The organism is Micromonospora sp. CNZ322 (assembly GCF_007827755.1).
In genome coordinates, this window is sequence record NZ_VITD01000027.1 from 25,437 (window position 1) to 46,536 (window position 21,100).

Annotated in this window: 17 protein-coding genes and 1 pseudogene; 10 read left to right on the top strand and 8 right to left on the bottom strand. The window is 70.2% G+C overall.

Annotated elements, in window-relative coordinates; all coding sequences use genetic code 11:
• Positions 1–7: 7 nt before the first annotated feature.
• From FB453_RS33805 to FB453_RS33815, 3 genes are read right to left on the bottom strand one after another with little or no spacing between them, the layout of a single operon-like run.
• The gene (locus FB453_RS33805) at positions 8–1,063 is read right to left on the bottom strand and encodes an ABC transporter permease (protein ID WP_145796854.1); all 1,056 of its coding nucleotides are present in this window, start codon (positions 1,061–1,063) and stop codon (positions 8–10) included.
• Positions 1,053–2,114, bottom strand: a complete 1,062-nt coding sequence (locus tag FB453_RS33810; RefSeq protein WP_112605312.1) for an ABC transporter permease — start codon at positions 2,112–2,114, stop codon at positions 1,053–1,055. Before FB453_RS33810 ends, FB453_RS33805 begins: the two co-directional genes overlap by 11 nt.
• Positions 2,111–3,634, bottom strand: coding sequence for a sugar ABC transporter ATP-binding protein (locus tag FB453_RS33815; protein WP_145796857.1), 1,524 nt, complete (start codon positions 3,632–3,634; stop codon positions 2,111–2,113). Before FB453_RS33815 ends, FB453_RS33810 begins: the two co-directional genes overlap by 4 nt.
• A 196-nt stretch (positions 3,635–3,830) precedes the next feature.
• Between FB453_RS33815 and FB453_RS33820 the strand changes: the two genes are divergently transcribed.
• Positions 3,831–4,862: a LacI family DNA-binding transcriptional regulator gene (locus FB453_RS33820; RefSeq protein WP_112605318.1), complete on the top strand. Its 1,032-nt coding sequence runs from the start codon at positions 3,831–3,833 to the stop codon at positions 4,860–4,862.
• A 28-nt stretch (positions 4,863–4,890) separates the two neighbouring features.
• On the opposite strand, the gene FB453_RS33825 is transcribed toward FB453_RS33820, so the two are convergent.
• Positions 4,891–8,487 (bottom strand): family 78 glycoside hydrolase catalytic domain, encoded by a 3,597-nt coding sequence (locus FB453_RS33825; RefSeq protein ID WP_222431460.1) that lies wholly within the window; start codon positions 8,485–8,487, stop codon positions 4,891–4,893.
• 343 nt (positions 8,488–8,830) lie between these two features.
• On the opposite strand from FB453_RS33825, the gene FB453_RS33830 reads away from it, so the two are divergent.
• Positions 8,831–9,934 (top strand): glycosyl hydrolase, encoded by a 1,104-nt coding sequence (locus FB453_RS33830; protein ID WP_145796859.1) that lies wholly within the window; start codon positions 8,831–8,833, stop codon positions 9,932–9,934.
• 1 nt (position 9,935) lies between these two features.
• Here FB453_RS33830 and FB453_RS33835 read toward each other — a convergent pair whose 3' ends face one another.
• Positions 9,936–10,829 (bottom strand): NAD-dependent epimerase/dehydratase family protein, encoded by an 894-nt coding sequence (locus FB453_RS33835; RefSeq protein WP_145796862.1) that lies wholly within the window; start codon positions 10,827–10,829, stop codon positions 9,936–9,938.
• 69 nt (positions 10,830–10,898) lie between these two features.
• Between FB453_RS33835 and FB453_RS33840 the strand changes: the two genes are divergently transcribed.
• The 6 genes from FB453_RS33840 to FB453_RS33865 all read left to right on the top strand — a co-directional run bounded on the left by FB453_RS33840 (position 10,899) and on the right by FB453_RS33865 (position 14,908).
• On the top strand, positions 10,899–11,309 hold the full coding sequence (locus FB453_RS33840; RefSeq protein WP_091399534.1) for a VOC family protein: 411 nt from the start codon (positions 10,899–10,901) through the stop codon (positions 11,307–11,309).
• Positions 11,310–11,405: 96 nt separating this feature from the next.
• Positions 11,406–12,032: a VOC family protein gene (locus tag FB453_RS33845; protein WP_145796864.1), complete on the top strand. Its 627-nt coding sequence runs from the start codon at positions 11,406–11,408 to the stop codon at positions 12,030–12,032.
• 11 nt (positions 12,033–12,043) lie between these two features.
• On the top strand, positions 12,044–12,499 hold the full coding sequence (locus FB453_RS33850; protein ID WP_145796866.1) for a pyridoxamine 5'-phosphate oxidase family protein: 456 nt from the start codon (positions 12,044–12,046) through the stop codon (positions 12,497–12,499).
• 85 nt (positions 12,500–12,584) lie between these two features.
• Entirely contained in the window at positions 12,585–13,004 is a 420-nt protein-coding gene (locus FB453_RS33855; RefSeq protein WP_030337921.1) for a PPOX class F420-dependent oxidoreductase, read from the top strand.
• Between the two features lie 49 nt (positions 13,005–13,053).
• Positions 13,054–13,749 carry a TetR/AcrR family transcriptional regulator gene (locus FB453_RS33860; protein WP_145796868.1) on the top strand — a complete coding sequence of 232 codons (696 nt, stop codon included), beginning with the start codon at positions 13,054–13,056 and terminating at the stop codon, positions 13,747–13,749.
• A gap of 148 nt (positions 13,750–13,897) precedes the next feature.
• Positions 13,898–14,908: a hypothetical protein gene (locus FB453_RS33865; RefSeq protein ID WP_145796870.1), complete on the top strand. Its 1,011-nt coding sequence runs from the start codon at positions 13,898–13,900 to the stop codon at positions 14,906–14,908.
• A 60-nt stretch (positions 14,909–14,968) separates the two neighbouring features.
• Here the strand turns inward: FB453_RS33865 and FB453_RS33870 are convergent, their stop codons facing one another.
• Entirely contained in the window at positions 14,969–15,853 is an 885-nt protein-coding gene (locus FB453_RS33870) for a bile acid:sodium symporter family protein (protein ID WP_145796872.1), read from the bottom strand.
• A gap of 145 nt (positions 15,854–15,998) precedes the next feature.
• Here FB453_RS33870 and FB453_RS33875 point away from each other — a divergent pair, with 145 nt between their 5' ends.
• Positions 15,999–17,342, top strand: a complete 1,344-nt coding sequence (locus FB453_RS33875) for a glycoside hydrolase family 18 protein (protein WP_145796875.1) — start codon at positions 15,999–16,001, stop codon at positions 17,340–17,342.
• Positions 17,343–17,400: 58 nt separating this feature from the next.
• Here FB453_RS33875 and FB453_RS33880 read toward each other — a convergent pair whose 3' ends face one another.
• Positions 17,401–17,757 (bottom strand): effector-associated constant component EACC1, encoded by a 357-nt coding sequence (locus FB453_RS33880; RefSeq protein WP_486480596.1) that lies wholly within the window; start codon positions 17,755–17,757, stop codon positions 17,401–17,403.
• A 175-nt stretch (positions 17,758–17,932) separates the two neighbouring features.
• On the opposite strand from FB453_RS33880, the gene FB453_RS33885 reads away from it, so the two are divergent.
• Positions 17,933–20,737 carry a M14 family zinc carboxypeptidase gene (locus tag FB453_RS33885; protein ID WP_145796879.1) on the top strand — a complete coding sequence of 935 codons (2,805 nt, stop codon included), beginning with the start codon at positions 17,933–17,935 and terminating at the stop codon, positions 20,735–20,737.
• Positions 20,738–20,806: 69 nt separating this feature from the next.
• Here FB453_RS33885 and FB453_RS33890 read toward each other — a convergent pair.
• A pseudogene (locus FB453_RS33890) lies at positions 20,807–20,917 on the bottom strand (DUF397 domain-containing protein); the annotation flags it as partial.
• Positions 20,918–21,100 lie beyond the last annotated feature (183 nt).

The following is a 21,100-nucleotide window of genomic DNA, read 5'->3' on the forward strand; positions in this document are numbered from 1 at the left end:
GGGAACGTCACGACCCGGCGGGCTGCCGCTGTCGTCGACGGTGCAGCCGGGCGCGGACGTCCGCGACGGCGTTGGGCAGTACGACGGATGCGATGAGCAGAGTGCCGGTGACGATCGTCAGCGCGTTGGCGTCGACGTCGGCTAGTTGCAGCGCGTTGCGCAGGACTCCGAGGAGCAGCACGCCGGCCAGCACACCGAGCAAACCACCCCGACCCCCGAAGATCGACACACCGCCGAGCAGGACAGCGGTCACCACTGTCAACTCCAGGCCGGTGGCGTTGTCGCCCCGGGCGCTGGCGTAGCGCAGGGTCCAGAAGATGCCGACCAGCCCACAGACGGCACCCGAGACCACGAAGAGCCAAAACTTCGTGCGGGCGACCGAGACGCCGGTGAACGTGGCGGCCTGGTCGTTGTTGCCCATGGCGTAGAGCGCACGGCCGGCCGGTGTGGCGTGCAGCACGACCGCGAACACCACCGCGAGCAGCAGCAGCGGCAGGATGACGACCGGAACGGAGGTGCCGGGGATGTTGCGCACCATGGCGGCCGTCCAGTCGGCGGGGAAGTCTGCGACGGCCTGGTCGCCGAGCACGACGAAGGACAGGCCGCGGTAGAGGGCGAGCGTGCCGATGGTGACCGCCAGCGACGGCAGGCCGAAGCCGGTGACGAAGAGGCCGTTCACCGCGCCGAGCACGGCGCCGAGCAGCACCACGAGGACGCAGATCAACTCCAGGGACAGCCCGCTGGAGAGCCAGAGCTGACCCATCAGGGTGCTGCTCAGGCCCACCATGCTGGCGACTGAGAGGTCGATCTCGCCGGTGATCACGATCAGGGTCATCGGTAGCGCGATGAGCGCCAGCGGCACCAGATCCAGCAGCAGGAACTGGGCATTGCGGCCGGTGGCGAAATTTTCCACGGTCAGGCCGGCGAGCAGCACGACAACCACGAGAGCGGCGACGATCACCGCGTCCCAGGACCCGAGCAGCCCGCGCAGGCTGGCGATGCGGCCCGCGCCGGGCTCGGCCTCGGTGGTGGGCGGTGCCGCGTACAGGCTGTCATGCGCCATGGGCGCTTCTCCCTCGGAGCCGGGCCGCCACCCGCAGGGCCAGGAGCCGGTCCAACCCGATGGCGGCAAGGATGAGTGCGCCGACCACGGCCTGCTGCCAGAACGGGTCGATGCGCAGAACGGCGAGCGAGCTGCCGATCGTGGTCAGCAGCACGGCGCCGAGCGCCGCGCCGTACGCGCTGCCGCTGCCGCCGAAGATCGCCACTCCGCCAACCACGGCAGCGGCGACGACCTGGAGCTCCAGCCCGGTCCCGGCGGCCGCGTCCAGGGTGCCGAACCGGGCCGCGTACAGGACGCCGGCGAGGCCAGCGAGGGCGCCGTTGGCCACGAAGACGGCGAAGACCCGCCGCCCCACCGGGATGCCGGAGAGGCGCGCCGCGGCCGGTTCGGAACCGATCGCGTAGAGCTCCCGGCCGCTCCGGTAGGACCGCAGGTAGAAACCGATGACGGCCACGACGCCCACTGCGACGAGGAAGAGCACGGGTACGCCGAGCACCGTCTGGTTGCCCAGCCGCAGGAACGACTGTGGCATGTCGGCGGCGTTGATCTGCCGCCCGGACGCCCAGTAGTAGTCGATGCCCCGGAAGGCGTAGAGGGTGCCGAGGGTGATGACCAGCGCGGGTACCCGGGCCACCGCGATCAGGCCGCCGTTGACGACCCCGCACAGCGCGCCCAACGCGATACCCAGGACGAGCGCCACCGGCCACGGGGTGCCGGGGGCGGAGACGAACAGCGTGCCGGTGGCGAAGGCGACCAGGCCCAGGATCGAGCCGACGGAGAGGTCGACGTTGCGGGTGACGATGACCAGGGTCTGGCCGACCGCCAGGATCACCAGGATCGCGCAGCCCAGCAGGAGGTCCTTGACGCTCTGACCGCTCAGGAATCGGTCGTTGCGCAGGGTCGTGACCAGTACCAGCAGGCCGAGCGCGATCAGCAGGCTCAGCTCGCGTACGGCCAGCAGCCGCTCGGTGAGGCCACGGCGCCGCCGGCCGGGGTCGGTCGGGGCGCGCCCGGCGGTCTGGACTGGCGCTTCGGCGTCGGTGGGGCTCACGCGACTGCTCCTTGACCGGTGGCGGCGAACATGATCGAGGTTTCGTCCGCCTCGGCCCGGGACAGCTGGCGGACCAGCCGCCCCTCGTGCATGACGAGAACCCGGTCGGCCATCCCGAGCACCTCGGGCAGTTCACTGCTGATCATCACGATGGCCAGACCTTCGCCGGCCAACTCGGAGAGCAGGCGGTGCACCTCGGCCTTGGTCCCGACGTCGATGCCACGGGTGGGTTCGTCGACGATCAGGACCCGTGGTTCGGTGGCCAGCCACTTGGCGAGTACGACCTTCTGCTGGTTGCCTCCGGAGAGGGTCGCCACCGGCGCCCCGAGCCGGGCGCCCTTCACCTGTAGCCGCCGGGTCCAGCGGTGGGCCTCGGAGCGCTCGGCGCTCCCGAGCAGGAGGCCCAGCCGGCTCAGTGCCCGGCGGCGGGCCAGGGTGGCGTTGCGCTCCACCGACAACTCCATCACCAGGCCCTGCTGTCGACGGTCCTCGGGGACCAGCGCCATGCCGGCGGCGATCGCCCGGCCTGGGTTCCCGGCCGGTACGGCCCGGCCGGCCACCAGCACCGCACCCGTGTCGTAGCGGTCGACGCCGAACACGGCCCGGGCGACCTCGCTGCGCCCGGCCCCGACCAGCCCGGCGAGGGCGACGATCTCCCCACCCCGGACGGAGAACGACACGTCGGCGAAGACCCCGGTCCGGGTCAGCCCACGGACCTCCAGCAGCGTGTCCCGCAACTCGGCGTCCTGCTTCGGGTAGAGCGAGGAGACGTCCCGACCGACCATGCGCCGCACCACCTCGTCGACGGTGAGGTCGGTGGCGGCGTCGCTGGAGACCCAGGCGCCGTCACGGAGCACTGTGATGCGGTGGCACAGGTCGAACACCTCGTCGAACCGGTGCGAGATGAACAGCACCGCGGCCCCGCGCTCGCAGAGCGACCGGGTGACCGCGAACAGACGCTCGACCTCCACACCGGACAGCGCTGCGGTGGGCTCGTCCATGACCAGGACCCGGGCATCGAAGGAGATCGCCTTGGCGATCTCCACGAGTTGCTGGTCGGCGATGGAGAGCCCGCGAGCGGGTCGGGTCGGGTCGATCCGGACGCCCAGCCGTTGAAAGAGTGCCGCCGCGTCACGGTTCATCGTCGCGGTGTCGATGCGGCGCAGACCGCGAAGCGGTTGCCGGCCCATGAAGATGTTCTCCGCCACCGACAAATCCGGGAAGAGCGTCGGCTCCTGGTAGATGACGGCGATGCCGGCAGCCCGGGCGTCGCCGGGGCCGCGTAGGCGCAGCGGCTGCCCGTCGAGAGTCATCTCGCCGGAGTCCCGGTCGTGCGCGCCGGCCAGGATCTTCACCAGTGTGGACTTGCCGGCTCCGTTCTCACCGACAAGGGCGTGCGCCTCGCCGGAGTGCAGCGCCAGGTGCACCCCGCGCAGCGCGGCGACGGCCCCGAAGGACTTCGTCACGCCGTCGAGTACCAGCAGCGGAGCGCGGTCCGTGTCCGGTGCTTCGGCGGTCATGCGACCCCCTCCTGAATCGTTTCACGCATCGACATGGACCGTATGGGCCGGTCTTCGAGAGCGTCAAGAGTTTCACTGTCATTTCTTTCCTGTTGCCACACCGAGGCGAATAGATGAAACGTTTTAGCCGCTATAGACTGCCGGGCGGACCCGGTCGGCGCGGGCCGCGACCACCGCACCAGGCATTGAGGGAGTCATGGCAACGGCGAACATCAAGGAGGTCGCCCGGCACGCCGGCGTCTCCCTCGGCACCGTGAGCAACGTGCTCAACCGGCCCGACACGGTCGCCCCCGCCACCCGCCAGCGGGTGCTCGACGCCATCACCACCCTCGGTTACGTCCGCAACGACTCCGCGCGTCAACTACGTGCCGGGCACAGTCGCACCGTCGCCATCGTGGTGCTGGACGTGGCCAACCCGTTCTTCACCGACGTTGTGCGGGGCGCCGAACAGGTGATCGAGGAAGCCGGCGCCATGCTCGTCGTCTGCAACAGTGGCGAGGACAGCGCCCGGGAGCGCCGCCACCTGGAGTTGCTGGAGGAGCAGCGGGTCCGGGGCGTCCTCATCACCCCGGTCGGTCACGGCCCCCAGCCCAACCTGGACAAGCTCATTGACAGGGGCATCCCGGTGGTGCTGGTCGACCGGGGCACGGGCCGCGCGAACCGCTGCTCGGTGGCGGTCGACGACGTCCTCGGTGGCCGACTCGCCATGGACCACCTGCTGGACCAGGGGCACCAGCGCATCGCCTACCTCGGTGGCCCGGTCTCCATCGCCCAGGTCGCCGACCGGCACGCCGGAGCCGCCGCAGCGCTGAAGGAACGCGGCGGCACCGCCGAACTCCGGGTGGCGGTCACCGGCAGCCTGACCGTCGCCGCCGGCCGACGTGCCGCCGAGGAACTGCTGGCCCTACCGGCCCGGCAGCGCCCCACCGCCGTGTTCTGCGCCAACGACCTGCTCGCTCTCGGCGTACTCCAGGAACTGACCGCGCGTGGGCTGCGGGTGCCGGCCGACGTGGCCATCGTCGGCTACGACGACATCGAGTTCGCCGACGCGGCGGCGGTGCCGCTGTCGTCGGTACGCCAGCCCCGCGACCAGCTCGGCCGCACCGCGGCGGAGCTACTGCTGGACGAGGCCGATTCCGGCGACACGCACCGGCACCGGCACGTGGTCTTCCAGCCCGAGCTGGTCGTCCGCCGATCCAGCGACCAGCCCCGACGCACCCGACGGTGATTCACGAACCCGCGGGTGCCCGGCCGGCTCAGGCCGCCGGGCCGGGCATCGCCCAGACGTCGGCGATCGACGGGTCGTAGCCGGTGCCGGTGTCCTGGTACCGCACCCGCACGACGCCGTCCCGGGTGGCGTCCGGCAGGTTGACGACGAACTGGTAGCTGACAGTGCCGGGGCCGCCTGTCGTGCGCTGCCACGAGCGGGTGTGGGCCACCACCCCGTCCACGATCACCTGGTAGTCCTTGAGCTGAGGCCCGTCGTACGTCTCGACCTGGCGCAGCGCGAACGGTTCACCGGGCCGGACCGCGAGATCGAACTCGAACCAACCGCCCGGGCGGGTCACGTCGGTGTACCGGCGGGTCAGCCCGGCCTCGGTGCTGGTGCCCGAGTAGGTGGAGGCGGTGAGGCGGTGCGCCTGCTCGGACCCCGCGACGCCGAGGTCGACGTGGTCGGAGGCGCCCGCTGTTGGGACGACCGCGAAGGAGTACGAACCGGACCCGATCTCGTACACGGCGACCGCGCCGTCCATCCGCACGAACCGCACCCCGTCGGCCTGCTCCGCCGGCCGGCCGCCCTCGGTGACCGCCTCGCGTCCGGGTGCCGGGAAGCGCACCGTCGCCGTGGTGTTCGCCGGCACTGTGACGCGCAGCCGCATGTCACCGCGCGCGTCGAGGTCCCAGTCGCTGCCGATCGTCCCGTACGCCGAGCGGTACGACGCCTTGGCAGAGGTGAGGTTGCCACCCGGCTGGGGGGCGAAGGTGACGTGCGCGTATCCCGGGTTGGCGGCGTCGGGCTGGATGCCGGCCACCGTCCGGTACATCCAGTCGCCCACCGCGCCGTACGCGTAGTGGTTGAAGGAGTTCATCCCCACGTCGCCGAAGCTGCCGTCGGGTCTGATCGAGTCCCAGCGCTCCCAGATCGTGGTCGCACCTCTGGCGATCTCGTAACCCCAGGACGGGTAGGTGTCATTGAGCAGCAGCCGGTAGGCGACGTCGAGATGTCCGGTGGCGGTCAGCGCCGGCAGCAGGTCCGGAGTGCCGAGGAAGCCGGTGGAGAGGTGCCAGTCGTGCCGTTGCACGTTGGCGACCAGCCGGTCGGCGGCCCTGGCCCGCAGCGGGTCGGTCAGCAGGCCCATGCCGATGGCCAGCACGTAGCCGGTCTGGCTGTCGCCCTGCACGGTGCCGTCGGCCGCGACGTAGGTGTTGACGAACGCCTGGGCGATGGCCCTGGACAGCGCTGCGTAACGGGTCGCGTCGGCGTCGCGCCCGATGGCGGCGGCCAACTCCCCCAGCAGCCGGATGCTGTACGCGTAGTAGGCGGTGCCGACCACCCCGGCCGGTGTCGGATCGTCGAGGTTGAGCCAGTCGAGGTACGGGCCGGCGTTGGTCCGCAGGTTGCCCGAGCTGGTGCTCTCCAGCCAGGACGCGTACCGCACCATCGACGCGTAGTGCTCCTCGACCACCCGGGTGTCGCCGTAGCGCTGCCACAACGCGTACGGCACGGTGATCCCGGCGTCCGCCCAGCCCGTCGCGCCGTCCCCGCAGCAGGCGCGCGGCGCGACGTCGGGGTACGCGCCGTTTGCCGACTGCGCGTCGCGCAGGTCCTGCAACCACTTGGTGAGGAACGTCAGGCTGTCCATGTTGAACGTCGCGGTGTTCGCGAAGACGTTGATGTCGCCGGTCCAGCCGAGCCGCTCGTCGCGGGCCGGGGTGTCGGTCGGGATGGACAGGAAGTTGCCGCGCTGTCCCCAGGTGATGTTGCTGTGCAGCCGGTTCACCATGGCGTTGGAGGTTTGGAACTCGCTGGTCAGCTCCCCGTCGGTGTGCATCACCAGGCCCGTGACCGAGGACAGGTCGGGGGTGCCCGGATAGCCGGTCAGCTCGACGTACCGGAAGCCGTGGAAGGTGAAGGTCGGCTCGTGGACCTCGGCACCGCCGCCGCGCACTGTGTAGAGGTCGGTGGCTCGGGCCGTACGCAGGTTGGCGGTGTACGCGGTGCCGTTCGGGTTGAGCACCTCGGCGTGCCGGACCCGGACCGTCGTACCGGCCGGGCCGTTGACCTTCAGCCGCACCTTGCCGACCATGTTCTGGCCGAGGTCGAAGATCCAGGTGCCCGGGGTGGGCTGGGTCAGCACCCGGGCCGGCAACTCCTGCGTGACCCGCACCGGTGGGTCGACCTGGGCGACGATCTTGTCGGTGGCGTCGACGGCGTCGACGGTGGCGGGCTTCCAGCCGGAGTCGTTGAACCCGGGCTGGTTCCAGCCGGCCGGCAACCGCCGCGCGTCGTAGGTCTCGCCGTGGATCAGGTCGCTCTGCAGGAACGGCCCGGCCGTGGCGCGCCACGAACCGTCGGTGTTGACCGTCGCGCTGCGACCGTCGGTGTAGTCGATGAGCAGTTGCGCGCTCAGGTGCGGCCGGGAGCCGTAGTTGTCGGTGCCGAACCAGGCGATGCTGCCCGCGTACCAACCATCGCCGAGCAGGGCGCCGAGGGCGTTGTCGCCCGGGCGGAGCTGGCCGGTCACGTCGTACGTCTGGTACTGCACCCGCTTGTGGTAGTCGGTCCAGCCGGGTGCCAGCTCGTGGTCGCCGACCCGCTGGCCATTGAGGGAGAGCTGGTAGACACCGAGCGCGGTGGCGTAGATCCTGGCCCGGGCGACCGTACCGTCGACCCGGAAGCCCCGTCGCAGCAGCGGGTTCGCGTCCAGCGCGACGAGCATGGCCTCGGTGTCGCCGCCGACCCGCAGCCCGGCCGCGGTGGCCGTGCCGGCCCCGAACGGGTTCACCCCGTCGGTGAGCGGAGCCGCGAAGAGCGTCTGACCGCCGCTGGTCACCGAGAAGGCGGAGAAGACACCGGATTCCAGCCCGTTGGTCCGCAGGCCGACCGAGCCGGCCGGGTGCGCGGTGCTGGTGGTGACGTCGACCTGGGTCCCGTCGACCCAGGTGGTGATGGTGTTCCCGGCTGCCGTGATGCGCAGGGTGTGCGGCGTCGTCAGCCGGTCGGCCGGTACGACACCGCCGAGCGGCACCTCCTTGAGCACGGTCCAGGCACCGTTGACCCGTACGTGCGGGCGCAGCTTGGCGCTGCCGCCGGTGATGGAGAACTGCCACATGTACGCGTTGCCCGCGCCCCGGGCACGCAGGAAGATCCCGGCCGCGTCGCGTTCCAGTCGGACGGTCGTCTGCACCGTGTAGTCGGCCCAGGATTCGGTGGGCGAGGGCAGCCCGATCCAGTCGGCCTGCCAGCCCGCGCCACCCTGCACGCCGGTTTCCCAGAATGTCGGCGTGCTCCACCCGGAGGCGTTGCCGGCGGTGTCCCAGACCTGGACCTGCCAGGCGTAGCGGGTCCGTGGCCGCAGCGACGGCCCGGCGTACGGAACGAGGGTGCTCTGCCGCGACCGGACCCGGCCGCTGTCCCAGACGTCGGGGGCACCGAGGCGGTCCGCGCTGGTGGCGACACGTACCTGGTAGGACTCCTGGACGACGCTCCGGGTGGTGGCGTCGATCCGCCAGCCGAGTCGGGGTCGCGCCACGTCCAGGCCGATCGGCACGGTGGCCCGTTCGGCGGTCAGGTCGGTCGCCGTCAACGCTGCGGCGGCCGGTGCGGCCGCCGCCGAGTGCGGTGCCACCATCGGTGTCAGGCCAAGCAGCAGCACGAGAAGTGCGGAAAGTGCGGCGTGACGCCGCGACGTGCGCATCATTCCTGGCCCTCATCCTTCTCTGCACGGTGTGGCGGCAGGGGTCGGCCTCCGGGTTGATGAATCGTTTCAGGTAGGCTACGCGCTCGCTGTGGTCAAGTGAAGACGTTGACGGCTATGAATCCGATCCCGGCGAACGTGTGGTGATCGACGGCCGACACCAGCGGTGGAAACTGTTATCCCGGTGCGACCGGTCAGTCTCCTGAGGGGAGGCTGTAGCGGATCTTTCCGCCAGTCCCACGACGGTAGCGGTACGACCACACGAGGAGTCGAGACGATGCGCGGAACCGGGCCGGATGGAGCCGTCACACCAGGGGTCACCCGAGGCGCCCACGCGGAACCCCGGCGCGGTCTGCTCGCCCGCCTTCCGATCGGTGCGCAGCGTCTGCTGTGGCCGCTCCTCGTGGCCGCCGTGGTCGCCGTACTGGTGACCGGTGTGATCGTCGTGGTGCAGCCCACCGGGCCGACGCCCGCCCCGGCGGCGACGCAGGCGCTCGACGCGCCGCCGCCCACGAGCCCGCAGCCCGGCGCACCCAGCGCGACCACGCCCGCCGCCACGACGAGCCCGGCGGTAGCGACCCCGACGCCGACGCCGACGGCGAAGCCGACAACGGGACGTCCGGTCGCCCCGGCGGCCCCGACGGCGACCTCGAAGCGCAAGGGCGTCGGGGTGTGGACCTTCGACGGCGTCAGCCAGGCGCTGGCCAACTCCGGGGCGAGTTGGTACTACACCTGGGACGTGGCCCACCCGGGCGTCACCAGCCCGAAGGGCGCCGAGTTCGTCCCGATGATCTGGGGGGCGAAGAGCGTCACCGCCACCAACCTGCAACAGGCCAAGAAGAACGGCCGCCACCTGCTCGGGTTCAACGAGCCGGACCTGAAGGGTCAGGCGGAGATGACCGTCGAGCAGGCGTTGGAGCTGTGGCCGCAGTTGCAGGCCACCGGCCTTCCGCTGGGTAGCCCGGCGGTGGCCTGGGGCGGCGACCGGCCGGGCGAATGGCTCGACCGGTTCATGGCCGGGGCGAGGCAACGCGGCTACCGCGTCGACTTCATCGCCCTGCACTGGTACGGCGGCGACTTCACCACCGCCAACGCCGTCAACCAGCTCAGGTCGTACCTCCAGGCCGTGCACGACCGGTACGAGCTGCCGATCTGGCTCACCGAGTTCGCCCTGATCGACTTCTCCAACGGCGTCCGCTTCCCCACCCAGGCACAGCAGGCCGCGTTCCTCACCGCGGCGACCCGGATGCTGGGTGGCCTGTCCTGGCTACAGCGGTACGCGTGGTTCGGCCTGCCCGCCACGGACAAGGACCAGACCGGCCTGTTCCGTACCGGCAGCACCGCCACCGCCGTCGGCCGCGCCTACCAGGCGGCGCGCTGACCTACAGCACGTCGACGTGGTCCCGCCAGGAGTGCTGCGGCTCGTACCCCAGCACCCGGCGGGCCTTGTCGATGCTGAGCAGCGTCTCGTGCTCACCCAACTCCTTACGGATCTCGACGCCCGGGTAGACCTCGGCCATCAGGCTGGCGCTGGACCTGCTCATGACGGTGTCGGCGTTGGCGATGACGAAGACGTCGGCACCGGGCTGGTCGTGCGCGAGGGCGCGCTCGACCGCCTGGGCCCCGTCGCGGGCGTCGATGTAGCCCCACAGGTTCCACCGGCGCAGCTGCGGGTCGGCGTCGAACGAGGGGAACGGCGCATAGTCCTCGACGTCCATGACGTTGGAGAAGCGCAACCCCACCATGACCAGCCCCGGGTCCCACCGGCAGAAGTGCCGGGCCATCTCCTCCTCAAGGGCCTTGTTCAACGAGTACGTCGACTCCGGCCGTGGCGCGTACTCCTCGTCGACCGGCGCGTACGGCGGCGGGTTGTCGAACGGCAGCCCGAGCACCGTCTCGCTCGACGCCCACACGACCCGCTTGATTCCGGCCGCCCGGGCCGCGGCGAACACGTTGTACGTGGCGGCGGAGTTGTTTGCGAAGGTGGCCGCGTTCGACATCAGCCCGGGGGCCGGAACCGCCGCGAGATGCACGACCGCGTCGACGCCACCCGCGTGCTCGTCGGCACCCCCGGTGAACGCCTCCACCACCTGCCCGTAGTCGGTCAGGTCGACCAGCAGGAACTCGCCGTTCACGTCGCGTGGGTCGCGGCCACCGGCGCGGTCCACCGCCAGCACGTCGACGCCCACGGCGCGCAGGTGGGCGACCACGGCACGGCCGAGCTTGCCGGTGGCGCCGGTGACGACAACACGCCTGGGCAGTGCGGAATTGCTCATGACCACATCTTCGCCGGGGGCAAACGGGGACCCACACGCGGGTACGGCGTTACCCCTAGCATGATCGACATGGACATCACGATTCACACGTGCTCCCTGCCGCACACCGACCCGGACGCCTCCCTGGCCTTCTACCGCGACGCCCTCGGCTTCGAGGTCCGTAGCGACGTCGGTCAGGGCACGATGCGCTGGATCACGGTCGGCCCCGCCGACCAGCCCGGCACGTCCATCCTCCTGGCGCCGCCGGCCGCGGACCCCGGGGCCACCGAGGACGAGCGCCGCACCATCACCGAGATGATGGCCAAGGGCACCTACGGCTGGATCCTGCTGGCCACGCGGGACCTCGACACCACCTTCGAGAAGGTGCAGGCCGGCGACGCCGAGGTCGTCCAGGAGCCGACCGAACAGCCGTACGGCATCCGCGACTGCGCCTTCCGCGACCCCGCCGGCAACCTGGTCCGCATCCAAGAGCTTCGCTGAGCCGTCCGGTCCTCGTGTGCGCCGTTCGGGACAGCTGACGAGACCGGTCAGGAATCAAGAAGCGCCGGTCGCCCGGCCGCAAATAGCGTGATCGGCATGACATCCATCGCATCCGTCACCCTCGACGTGGCCGACCCCGCAGCTGCCCAGCGCTTCTACACCGCCGCCTTCGGTCTGGACAAGCAGATTCGCCTGCGGGCCTCGGACGCACCGACAAGCGGCTTCCGTGGGTTCACGCTGGCGCTCACGGTGTCCCAGCCGGCCACCGTCAACAGCCTCATCGGTGCCGCCCTGGACGCCGGTGCCACGTCGCTGAAGCCTGCCGCGAAGTCCCTCTGGGGCTACGGCGGTGTCGTGCAAGCTCCGGACGGGACGATCTGGAAGATCGCGACCTCGGCGAAGAAGGACACCGGCCCGGCTACCCGGCAGATCGACGAGATCGTGCTCCTGCTCGGAGTCGCGGACGTGGCTGCGAGCAAGCGGTTCTACGTCGAGCGCGGCCTTGCCGTGGCGAAGAGCTTCGGCCGCATGTACGTCGAGTTCGTTGCCGGGTCCAGCCCCGTGAAGCTGGCGCTGTACCGACGTCGTGCCCTCGCCAAGGACGTCGGCGTCGCCCCCGACGGCACCGGGTCGCACCGACTCACGATCGGCGGCGACGGCGGGCATTTCACCGACCCGGACGGGTTCGCCTGGGAAGCCGCATCGCTGGCGACCGCGAAGTGACTGGAGGAAGCATGACGGACGTTGCGCCGCGTGGGCTTGAGCAGAGGCTTCGGGACACTCGCGCCAGACTGGAGAGCGACATCGACCTCTGGGTCGCGACGGCGGGCTCCCCCGGGGGCGTACACCTCATCCCACTCTCGTTCCTCTGGGACGGGACCGCGTTCCTCGTCTCAACGCCGCGCGCCTCGGTCACCGGCCGCAACCTGGTGGCGGATGGCCGCGTACGACTCAGCCTCGGCCCGACGCGCGACGTCGTCATCGTCGACGGCATCGCCGAGCCGGTGGACATCGCCGACCTCGGCCCGGAGACGGGTGATGCGTTCGCGACCAAGACGGGCTTCGACCCGAGCGGTCTCGACGAGCCCTACCAGTACTTTCTGATCCGACCGCAGCGCATCCAGGCCTGGCGGGAGGCGAACGAGCTGAAGGGACGCGTCGTCATGCGTGACGGCCGCTGGCTCGGCTGACCGCGCGATGTACCTGTAGCACCATGATCGGGGCGGGCGGGTGCGTAACGTGCAGGGGTAAACGTTGTCGCGACGAGGAGACTTCATGTCCAAGCCACCGCTTCCCGAGGCCGCGGTCGCCATGCTCCAGAAGCCGAACCCCGCCGTCATGACCACCCTTCGCAATGGTGGCCAGCCGGTGTCCGCCGCCACCTGGTACCTGTGGGAGGACGGCCGGATCCTGGTGAACATGGACGAGAGCCGCCGCCGGCTGGAGCATGTCCGCAACGACCCCCGGGTGTCTCTCACCGTGCTCGACGAGGCCGGCTGGTACACCCACGTCAGCATCATCGGGCACGTCACCGAGCTGCGCCCCGACGAGGGTCTCGCGGACATCGACCGGCTGTCGAAGCATTACACGGGCAACGCGTACCCACGCCGGGAACGTGCCCGGGTCAGTGCCCTGATCGAGATCGACCGCTGGCACGGTTGGGGCGCGCAGAAGGACAACAACCAGGTGGGCTGACGAAGAGCGAGCAACGGAACTCCTGATTCCGTTTCGATAGGCTTCGGCGATGGCCACGTCTCGCCCCGCCCCGCCCGCTTCGGGCTCCCCCGGCACCCCGCTACGCAAGGACGCCGAACGAAACCGGCAGCGGATCATCGACGCGGCCCGTGAGGTCTTCGCAGAGCAGGGAGCACATGCTCCGGTGGAGGAGATCGCGAAGCGGGCGGGCGTGGGCATGGGAACGCTGTACCGGCGCTTCCCGGATCGCACCGAACTGGTCGAGGCGGTGTTCCTCGAACGCGCCCAGCGGTATCTCGATGCCGCGAACGAGTCGCTGCGGCACGAGGACGCGTGGCAGGGCTTCCGGAGCTACCTGGAGCGGCTCTGCGCCATGCAGGCAGATGATCGGCTGGTCACGGACGTGCTGACGCTCACCCTGCCGACCTCACCGACGCTGCAACAGCTCCGCAAGCGGCTGTACGCGACGCAGAACCGGCTGATCCGCGCGGCGAAGCGGCAGGGCGGTCTCCGCCCGGACTTCGTCCCGGAGGACGTGGTCGTGCTCCTGGTCGCCAACTCCGCCATCGTCCGCGCCGTCGGCGACGAGGTCCCGGAGAGCTCACCCCGCTTCCTCGCCCTCACCCTCGACGCCCTGCGGACCGATCGGCCCAGTCCACTGCCATCGGCGCCCTCCTCGGAGCGGTTGCTCCGGGCGATGCAGCGACCCGCCGTGAAGACGCGTCGCCGCGCTGACACCGCGTAGCCGCCGCACCTCGCCTCCAACCCAGCTGTTAAGCGGAGCACACCGCTCCGTTTCCTCGGTCGTGCGTGTTACCTTGAAACGGAGTTAAGAGTTCCGTTTCTGTGGTCAGAAGTGAGGTAGGGCCAACATGAGCCACGATGATGCGACAGTGAGCGACGGATCCGTAGGGACCGCACGACGCAGCCTGCTGCGCAACGTCGCGCTGGCGGGCGCGGCGGTCGCCGCGTCGACCCTCGTTCCGACGGGCGCGGCCGCCGCCGGCACCAAGGGCCACCACCATGGCTCCCCGCCGCAGGGGGCCAACGCTGACGTCGACACGAGCCATGCCACCTCGGAGGTGGCGAAGCTGTTCGTCAGGTACTTCCAGGACAAGACCCGAGCCGACGTCGACGCGACGATGTCCTACTTCTCCCGCTCCAAGATCACCTACGTCGACGCCACCCTGGGCTGGCCGTGGTACACGTGGGACGAGCTGAAGGCGCTGTTCGCCCAGTACATGCCGACCTGGCCGGCGACTGCCAGGTCGTACCCGACCCGGATCCTGGGCGACTCCAAGAGCGCCGTCGTGATCTTCACGGACACGCCCGAGCTGTTCGGCCACCAGATCCGCCCGCTCGGCTTCGTGAACTTCGAGCGCGGCAAGATCGTTCGTTGGATCGACTACTGGGACGGGCGCGACTTCACGATGGCTGACATCGTCGCGCAGCGCACCCCCGCCGACAAGTTCCCGCACGACTTCAAGGAGCCGACGGTCGGCGAGCAGGCGGCCTCGGCCATGCGGCGCACCGCCGAGGCCCTGCAAGCGGCGTTCGCGGCAAGGAACGCAGAAGCCGCGGCGCGGGTCTTCGCGTACGACGCGGTCTTCGAGGACCGGACCCTGCACGCGACCATCGTGGGTCGCCAGCACATTCAGGCCTACCTGGGTCGCGCGCTCAACCTGCTCCCGTACGGACCGGGCAGCGTTGTGCGGCACGTGGTGGGCAGCGCCATCGGCGGCGGCTACGAGTGGGTCAACCGGAGCAACCCGGCCACCCACGGTGGCACGGCCCTCGAACTGGACGCCGCCGGCCGGATCACCCGCCTCACCACCGCCTGGGACGGCTCGCTGGTCGACAAGTTGGTTTTGACCGAGCTGCTCGCCCGGAGCATCGAGGAGTGAGCTGATTCGACGCGACATGGCGGGACTGGCCCGGGACGACCGGGCCAGCCCCACATCACGTCAGGGCGTCAGGGCGGTGGCGGACCGGGCGCCGACGCGGGTCACCAGGTAGCCGAAGGCCGCCGCGGTGAAGAACATGACGATGCCGTAGACGGCGCCCGGGATCGCCATCTGGGTGCTGTTGAGCAGCGCCGGGCTGAGCGCGATCGTGATGGCGAGGGTGCTGTTGTGGATGCCGATCTCGAAACCGGCCGCCGTCGCGGCGCTCCGGTCGACACCGGCGAGCCGCGGCACCCCGTACCCGATGGCGAGGCTCAGCAGGTTGAACGCGAGGACTGCCAGGCCGACCGAGACGAAGTAGTCGGCGATGTTCTCCCGCTCACCGAGCACCGCCCCGGCGATCACCGCGACGAGCACGACGACGGAGAGGATCCGGACCGGGCGGTTCAGCCGCTCGGCCAGGTGCGGCAGCCGGGCCCGGATGAGCATGCCGATCGCGACCGGGACGAGCACGATGGCGAAGACCTGGAGCACCTTGTCGAACTGTAGGCCGATGCTCCTGCCGTCGGGCAGGAAGTACGCCGCCGACAGGTTGACCAGGATCGGCAGGGTGAACACGGCGAGCACCGAGTTGATGGCGGTCAGGGTGATGTTCAGGGCCACGTGCCCGCCGAACAGGTGGCTGTAGAGGTTGGCCGTGGTGCCGCCCGGGGACGCGGCCAGCAGCATCATGCCGACGGCCAGCTCGGGTGCCAGGTCGAACGCGAGGACGAGGCAGAAGCAGAGCGCCGGCAGCACCAGCACCTGGCACACCAGGGCGATGACGGCGGCGCGCGGATGATGGGCCACCCGGCGGAAGTCCGCCATAGTCAGTCCGAGACCCAGACCGAGCATGATGATGCCGAGGGCGATGGGCAGGCCGATCAGAGTCAGGGCGGAGTCCATGGCACAACATCGTTACCACCGGGTAACGCCGCAACAATCCCCCATGTGGCTGGACGCTCTTGACCCCGGACGGTGATCGGCTTAACTTCATCAATCAGATAAGTCTCTTTACTAATTCTGCTTGATGCCTCGTGGGAGTGTGCCGATGCGACCATTCCGCCACCGCCGTCTCACCGCCGTGGTCACCCTGGCGGCCCTGCTGTTCACCGCCGCCCCGCCCAGCGCCGCCAGCGCGGGCGACAACCAGCAGCGCCGCACCGGTTACCACCGGGTCGGCTACTTCACCCAGTGGGGCATCTACGGCCGGGCCTTCCCGGTCAAGAAGCTCGAAACCTCCGGGGCGGCGAGCCGCCTCACCCACCTCAACTACGCCTTCGGCAACGTCAGCGAGGACGGCCGCTGCTACGTGGACGGTGGGCCGGGCGAGGGCGACGCCTGGGCCGACTACCAGCGTCCCGTCCCGGCCGAGGAGAGCGTCGACGGCGTCGCGGACGCACCGGGCCAGGCGCTCAACGGCAACTTCGGCCAGCTCGCCAAGCTCAAGGCCAAGCACCCCAAACTGAAGGTGCTGATCTCGCTGGGCGGCTGGAGCTGGTCGACGTACTTCTCGAACGCGGCCCGCACCGACGCCTCCCGCAAGGCGTTCGTCACGTCCTGCATCGACCTCTACCTCAAGGGAAACCTGCCCGGCGGTGACGGCGCCGCCGGTGGCCCGGGCGCCGGGGCCGGCGTCTTCGACGGCATCGACCTCGACTGGGAATGGCCCAACTGGGAGGGTGAGCCCGGCAACGTCATCCGCCCGGAGGACCGGGAGAACTTCACCAAACTGCTCGCCGAGTTCCGCCGGCAGCTCGACGCGTACGGTCGCACGACCCGCGCGCACCACCCGCTGACCGCGTTCCTGCCGGCCAGCCCGGCCACCATGGACGCCGGCTACGAGGGCAGCAAGATCTTCAAGTACCTGGACTTCGCCACAGTGCAGGGGTACGACTTCCACGGCGGCTGGGACGCACGGGCCAACCAGCAGTCGGCGCTACGGGTCCCGGCGGGCGCCCCGGACAACCCGGACTTCTCCGTCGAGGTGGCCATCGACGGGTGGATCGCCCGCGGCGCGCCGCGGAACAAGCTCGTGCTCGGCATCCCCTACTACGGTCGCGGCTGGACCGGCATCACCGGCAGCGGCAACGGCCTGTTCCAGCCGGCCACCGGGCCCGCTCCGGCCACCTTCGAGGCCGGGTACGAAGACTACAAGAAGCTGAAGACCCTCGCCGGCAACGGCTACACGGTGCACCGCGACCTGCGCGCCGGGCACGCCTGGTTGTTCGACGGTACGACGTTGTGGACGTACGACGATCCGGCGGTCGTGATGCAGAAGATGCTCTACATCCGACGGGCCGGCCTGGCCGGCGCCATGATCTGGTCGCTCGACGGCGACGACGACAACGCCACGCTGACCAAGACGATCGGCCTCGGCCTGACCACCTGGTAGCCGCACCTGCGCCACCCCGGCCCGTCGCCGGCCGACCTCTCGGCCGGCGGCGGGTCGTTCACCGTTGGACGGGTGTCACCGCGCGCACCGCGGCCTCGATGAGCGCTGTCACCTGGTCCATGTCCCGAGCCCGGTGCACGTCCACCTCGGCCGACCATCCGTCGGGCCGGGTCAGTCTCACCGTCACATCGTCGCGGCGGTGGGTCAGCCAGCCGGCGATCGCCTGCACCAACACCATGGCGGCGCCCGCGTCGCTGGCCGCTACCCGCAGGACGTCAGTGGTGTCCGCCGACATCCCGTCGGGGGACGTCGTGGTCACCCCCTCCCGCAGCCGATCCTCAGCGCGCAGCCAGGACGCCAGCGAACGCCGAGCATCGGCGGACGGAAGATCCGGATGGACCGAGAGCGTGATCATCTCCGGCACGGCTCCTCCTCCCAGACGACGACAAGCCCACGCCACCATCCTGCCAGTCCGCGTCGGAACCGGCACGCCGAGTAGTCGGCAATATCGATCTACCCTTGACCGCCGTATCGGCGGTTCATAGGCTCCGGCCACTGCGAGGTTGTTCCCGAGAAGGGAAACACGACTCATGGCCCCATCGACACGTCCGTTCCGGATGGTCCCCGCCAGGCGGCTGGCAAGTGCCGCCACGATCGCCCTCCTGCTCGGCATGGTCCCCCTGCTCGGCGGCACATCGACCGCGAGCGCCGCCCCGCCCTCCCGGTGCAGCGACGACCCGACCGCCCGGTTGGGCACGGTGCCCACTCCGGAGAATGTGCTCGGCTTCCCGCTCGGCGCCGGGCAGGAGCGGGTCGTCACCAACGACGAGGTCCGGACCTACCTCGGGGCGGTCGATCGCGCCTCCAACCGGGTCGTCACCGGCGTGATGACCACCAGCGTGCTCGGCCAGCCGTTGCCGTACGCGGTGGTGTCCAACGAACGCCACGTGCGGCCCGCCGCGTTACGCGAGATCGCCGACGACATCCGCGACCTGCGCGACCCGCGCCGGACGAGCGCGCGAACGGCCGCCCGGACGGCGAAGGACAGCCCAGCCATCGTCTGGGTCACCGCGAACGTGCACGGCGGCGAGAAGAGCGGTGCCGACGCGGCGCTCAAGACGCTGTACGAGTTGGCGGCGGGCCTGTCCTGCGCGGTCGCCCAGCGCAACGACAACCTGGTCACCATCATCGTCCCCACCCAGAACCCGGACGGCCGCGACGCGACCCGCCGGCAGAACGAGTTCGGCTTCGACCTGAACCGGGACTGGTTCGCCCGCACCCAGCAGGAGACCGACGGCAAGCTCGAACTGCTGCGCCGCTACCCGCCGCAGGTCTTCATCGACGCACACGAGATGGGCGGCCGGCAGTACTTCTTCCCGCCCAACGCCGACCCGATCCACCACGAGATCGCCGGTGAGTCGGTGGACTGGATCAACCGCATCGGCGAGGCCAACAAGGCCGGCTTCGGCTTCAACGGGGCCTGTGACGAGACCGCCTTCACCGAGTGCTACTTCAACTACGACACGTACGACATGTTCTTCATGGGCTACGGCGACACGGTGCCCACCACCGGCTTCGGCGCGGCCGGCATGACGTACGAGAAGGGCAGCGCGTCGGCGGTGGCCGACCGGGTCCAGCAGCAGTTCCACACCCAGTGGTCGACGCTCGGCTGGGCCGCAGCGAACAAGCGCGAGGTGCTGAACGGCTACTTCGACATCTGGACCGACGCGCTCGCCCAGGGCAGGGCGGGCACCCTCGAACCGAACGAGGTGGTGCAGCCCACCAACGAGGTCCAGTTCCCGGTGCCGGACCTCACCATCCGCTCCTACTTCCTGCTGCCCGACCGGCAGCTCGCCGACGTCCGCCAACTCGTCGAGCGGCTGCGCCGGATGGACGTCGAGGTGTACGAGGTGCAGAAGGCGACCCGGGTGCCCACCGCGCGCGTCTTCGGTGGGCGCAGCGCCACCAACGTGACAGTGCCCAAGGGCGCGTACTGGATCCCGATGGACCAACCGCAGAAGCACTGGATTCAGGCCATCATGGGCGAGGACCCGTACGTCCCGTTCCCCTACTTCTACGACGTGTCGTCCTGGAGCAACCCGCTGCTGATGGGCATCAACGCCATCTACACCGGAGACACCGTCCGGCCGAGGGCCGAACTGGTGCGCAAGGTCACCGGCGGTCGCACCGGTGCGGCGTGGCCCTGGGGCTCGTACACGTACCCGCTCGACTCGGCCGCCGCCGCGGAGTTCACCTTCAGCCTGCTCGGCCGTGGCGTACCCCTGGTCCGTGACCTCACGACCAGCACTGTCGCCATCCCGGCCGCCACTGTGAGCCGGACCGTGGACGGGCTGGCCGAATCCCTCGGGGTCACCCTCACCCCGGGTGGTCGACCCGCCGGCACCCGCCTCGAACTGCCCGACGTGGGGCTGTTCCAGGGCACCGGCATCTCCACCACCTCCGGCTCGCACGGCGAGGCCCGCTACGTGCTCGGCAAGCGGTGGGGACTCGACCTCACAGCGGTCACCACTGCCGACATCAACGACAACACCGAGGCGTTCACCGGGCGTACGGTGCTGCTGGTGCCGGACGGCAGCAGCGCCACCGGCGGTCTGACCGCCGCCGGGCAGGCCAACCTGCGCGACTGGATCGGCCAGGGCCACACCTACCTCGGGCTGCGCAACGAGGGCACCCGGGTGGCCCGGGCCGCCGGGCTCACCTCGACCACGGAGAAGACCAAGCCGGCGGACTACCTGGTGATCGGCTCGCACCTGCGCGTCGACGTCGACCAGGACAGCCCGGTGGCGCTGGGTCGCCCGGCGGAGGACTTCGAGTTCAACAACAGCGACCCGATCCTCACCCCGAGCACCACCGGGACGAACGTGCTCACCTACCCGACGGGTGACACCTTCTGGGCCAACGGTTTCACAGTCGGGGCGGAGACGCTGAAGGGCACCGCAGCCGTCGTCGACGAGCCGACCGGCGCCGGTCGAGCGGTGCTGTTCGCGTTCAATCCGCTCTTCCGCGCGTACAACGAGAATGGTCTGCACCTGGTCGCCAACGCCTTGCTCTACCCGGCGACCGCCGCGCCCGACGCCCGGCGCCCGGCCGGTGTCGACGCGGCGCGCGCCAACGCCGCCGCCGCGCCCGTGTCGCCGGACCTGGGCGGCGGCTGGCGGCCGATCACCATCCAGGTGGCGGCCGGCGACCTGGCCCGCACCCGGGCGATCGTCGAACGCTTCACCGCCGACGCGCAGGCGTCCGAGAAGAACGGTTCGGCGTACGTCGTGATCCCGAACCCGCAGGGGCTCCAGGTGGACGAACACCCGTTCGCGCGTGATCTGGTACGCGCGCTGAATGCCGCCAAGGTGCCACTGCGGTCGGTGGTGGGCTGACAGACCCCGCACAGCGAAGCGCCCGTCCCCTCGACTGGGGGCGGGCGCTTCGGCGCGTTCGGGGATCGGCTACGACCGCTGGGCGACCTCAGTGACGAACGCCCGCCAGGCCACCGGCCCGAAAACCAGCGCCGGCCCTTCGGGGTCCTTCGAGTCCCGTACGCCCACGATGCCGGGCAGGCGCGGCTGGTGGGAGGACCCGAAACGTGGCGGCCGCGTTCGTACCGGAACCCGTGCAGATCATGGACAGTTTCCGTTACGGCGGAAATGTGCTGTCCCGAGACATGTGTCAAGGGGAAGTCCCGATAGATGTGTCAGGTGTTGTTGATCAGGCTGCTCGGGTGAGGCTGATGTAGGTCCGGT

Excerpts from the sequence above, each read along its gene's own strand:
- FB453_RS33835 (WP_145796862.1), bottom strand. The coding sequence starts at position 10,829 with ATGAGCAATTCCGCACTGCCCAGGCGTGTTGTCGTCACCGGCGCCACC.
- FB453_RS33870 (WP_145796872.1), bottom strand. The coding sequence starts at position 15,853 with ATGGACTCCGCCCTGACTCTGATCGGCCTGCCCATCGCCCTCGGCATC.
- FB453_RS33825 (WP_222431460.1), bottom strand. The coding sequence starts at position 8,487 with ATGGTGGCACCGCACTCGGCGGCGGCCGCACCGGCCGCCGCAGCGTTG.
- FB453_RS33805 (WP_145796854.1), bottom strand. The coding sequence starts at position 1,063 with ATGGCGCATGACAGCCTGTACGCGGCACCGCCCACCACCGAGGCCGAG.
- FB453_RS33830 (WP_145796859.1), top strand. The coding sequence starts at position 8,831 with ATGCGCGGAACCGGGCCGGATGGAGCCGTCACACCAGGGGTCACCCGA.
- FB453_RS33815 (WP_145796857.1), bottom strand. The coding sequence starts at position 3,634 with ATGACCGCCGAAGCACCGGACACGGACCGCGCTCCGCTGCTGGTACTC.
- FB453_RS33840 (WP_091399534.1), top strand. The coding sequence starts at position 10,899 with ATGGACATCACGATTCACACGTGCTCCCTGCCGCACACCGACCCGGAC.
- FB453_RS33855 (WP_030337921.1), top strand. The coding sequence starts at position 12,585 with ATGTCCAAGCCACCGCTTCCCGAGGCCGCGGTCGCCATGCTCCAGAAG.
- FB453_RS33820 (WP_112605318.1), top strand. The coding sequence starts at position 3,831 with ATGGCAACGGCGAACATCAAGGAGGTCGCCCGGCACGCCGGCGTCTCC.
- FB453_RS33885 (WP_145796879.1), top strand. The coding sequence starts at position 17,933 with ATGGCCCCATCGACACGTCCGTTCCGGATGGTCCCCGCCAGGCGGCTG.
- FB453_RS33860 (WP_145796868.1), top strand. The coding sequence starts at position 13,054 with ATGGCCACGTCTCGCCCCGCCCCGCCCGCTTCGGGCTCCCCCGGCACC.
- FB453_RS33845 (WP_145796864.1), top strand. The coding sequence starts at position 11,406 with ATGACATCCATCGCATCCGTCACCCTCGACGTGGCCGACCCCGCAGCT.
- FB453_RS33875 (WP_145796875.1), top strand. The coding sequence starts at position 15,999 with ATGCGACCATTCCGCCACCGCCGTCTCACCGCCGTGGTCACCCTGGCG.
- FB453_RS33880 (WP_486480596.1), bottom strand. The coding sequence starts at position 17,757 with ATGATCACGCTCTCGGTCCATCCGGATCTTCCGTCCGCCGATGCTCGG.
- FB453_RS33850 (WP_145796866.1), top strand. The coding sequence starts at position 12,044 with ATGACGGACGTTGCGCCGCGTGGGCTTGAGCAGAGGCTTCGGGACACT.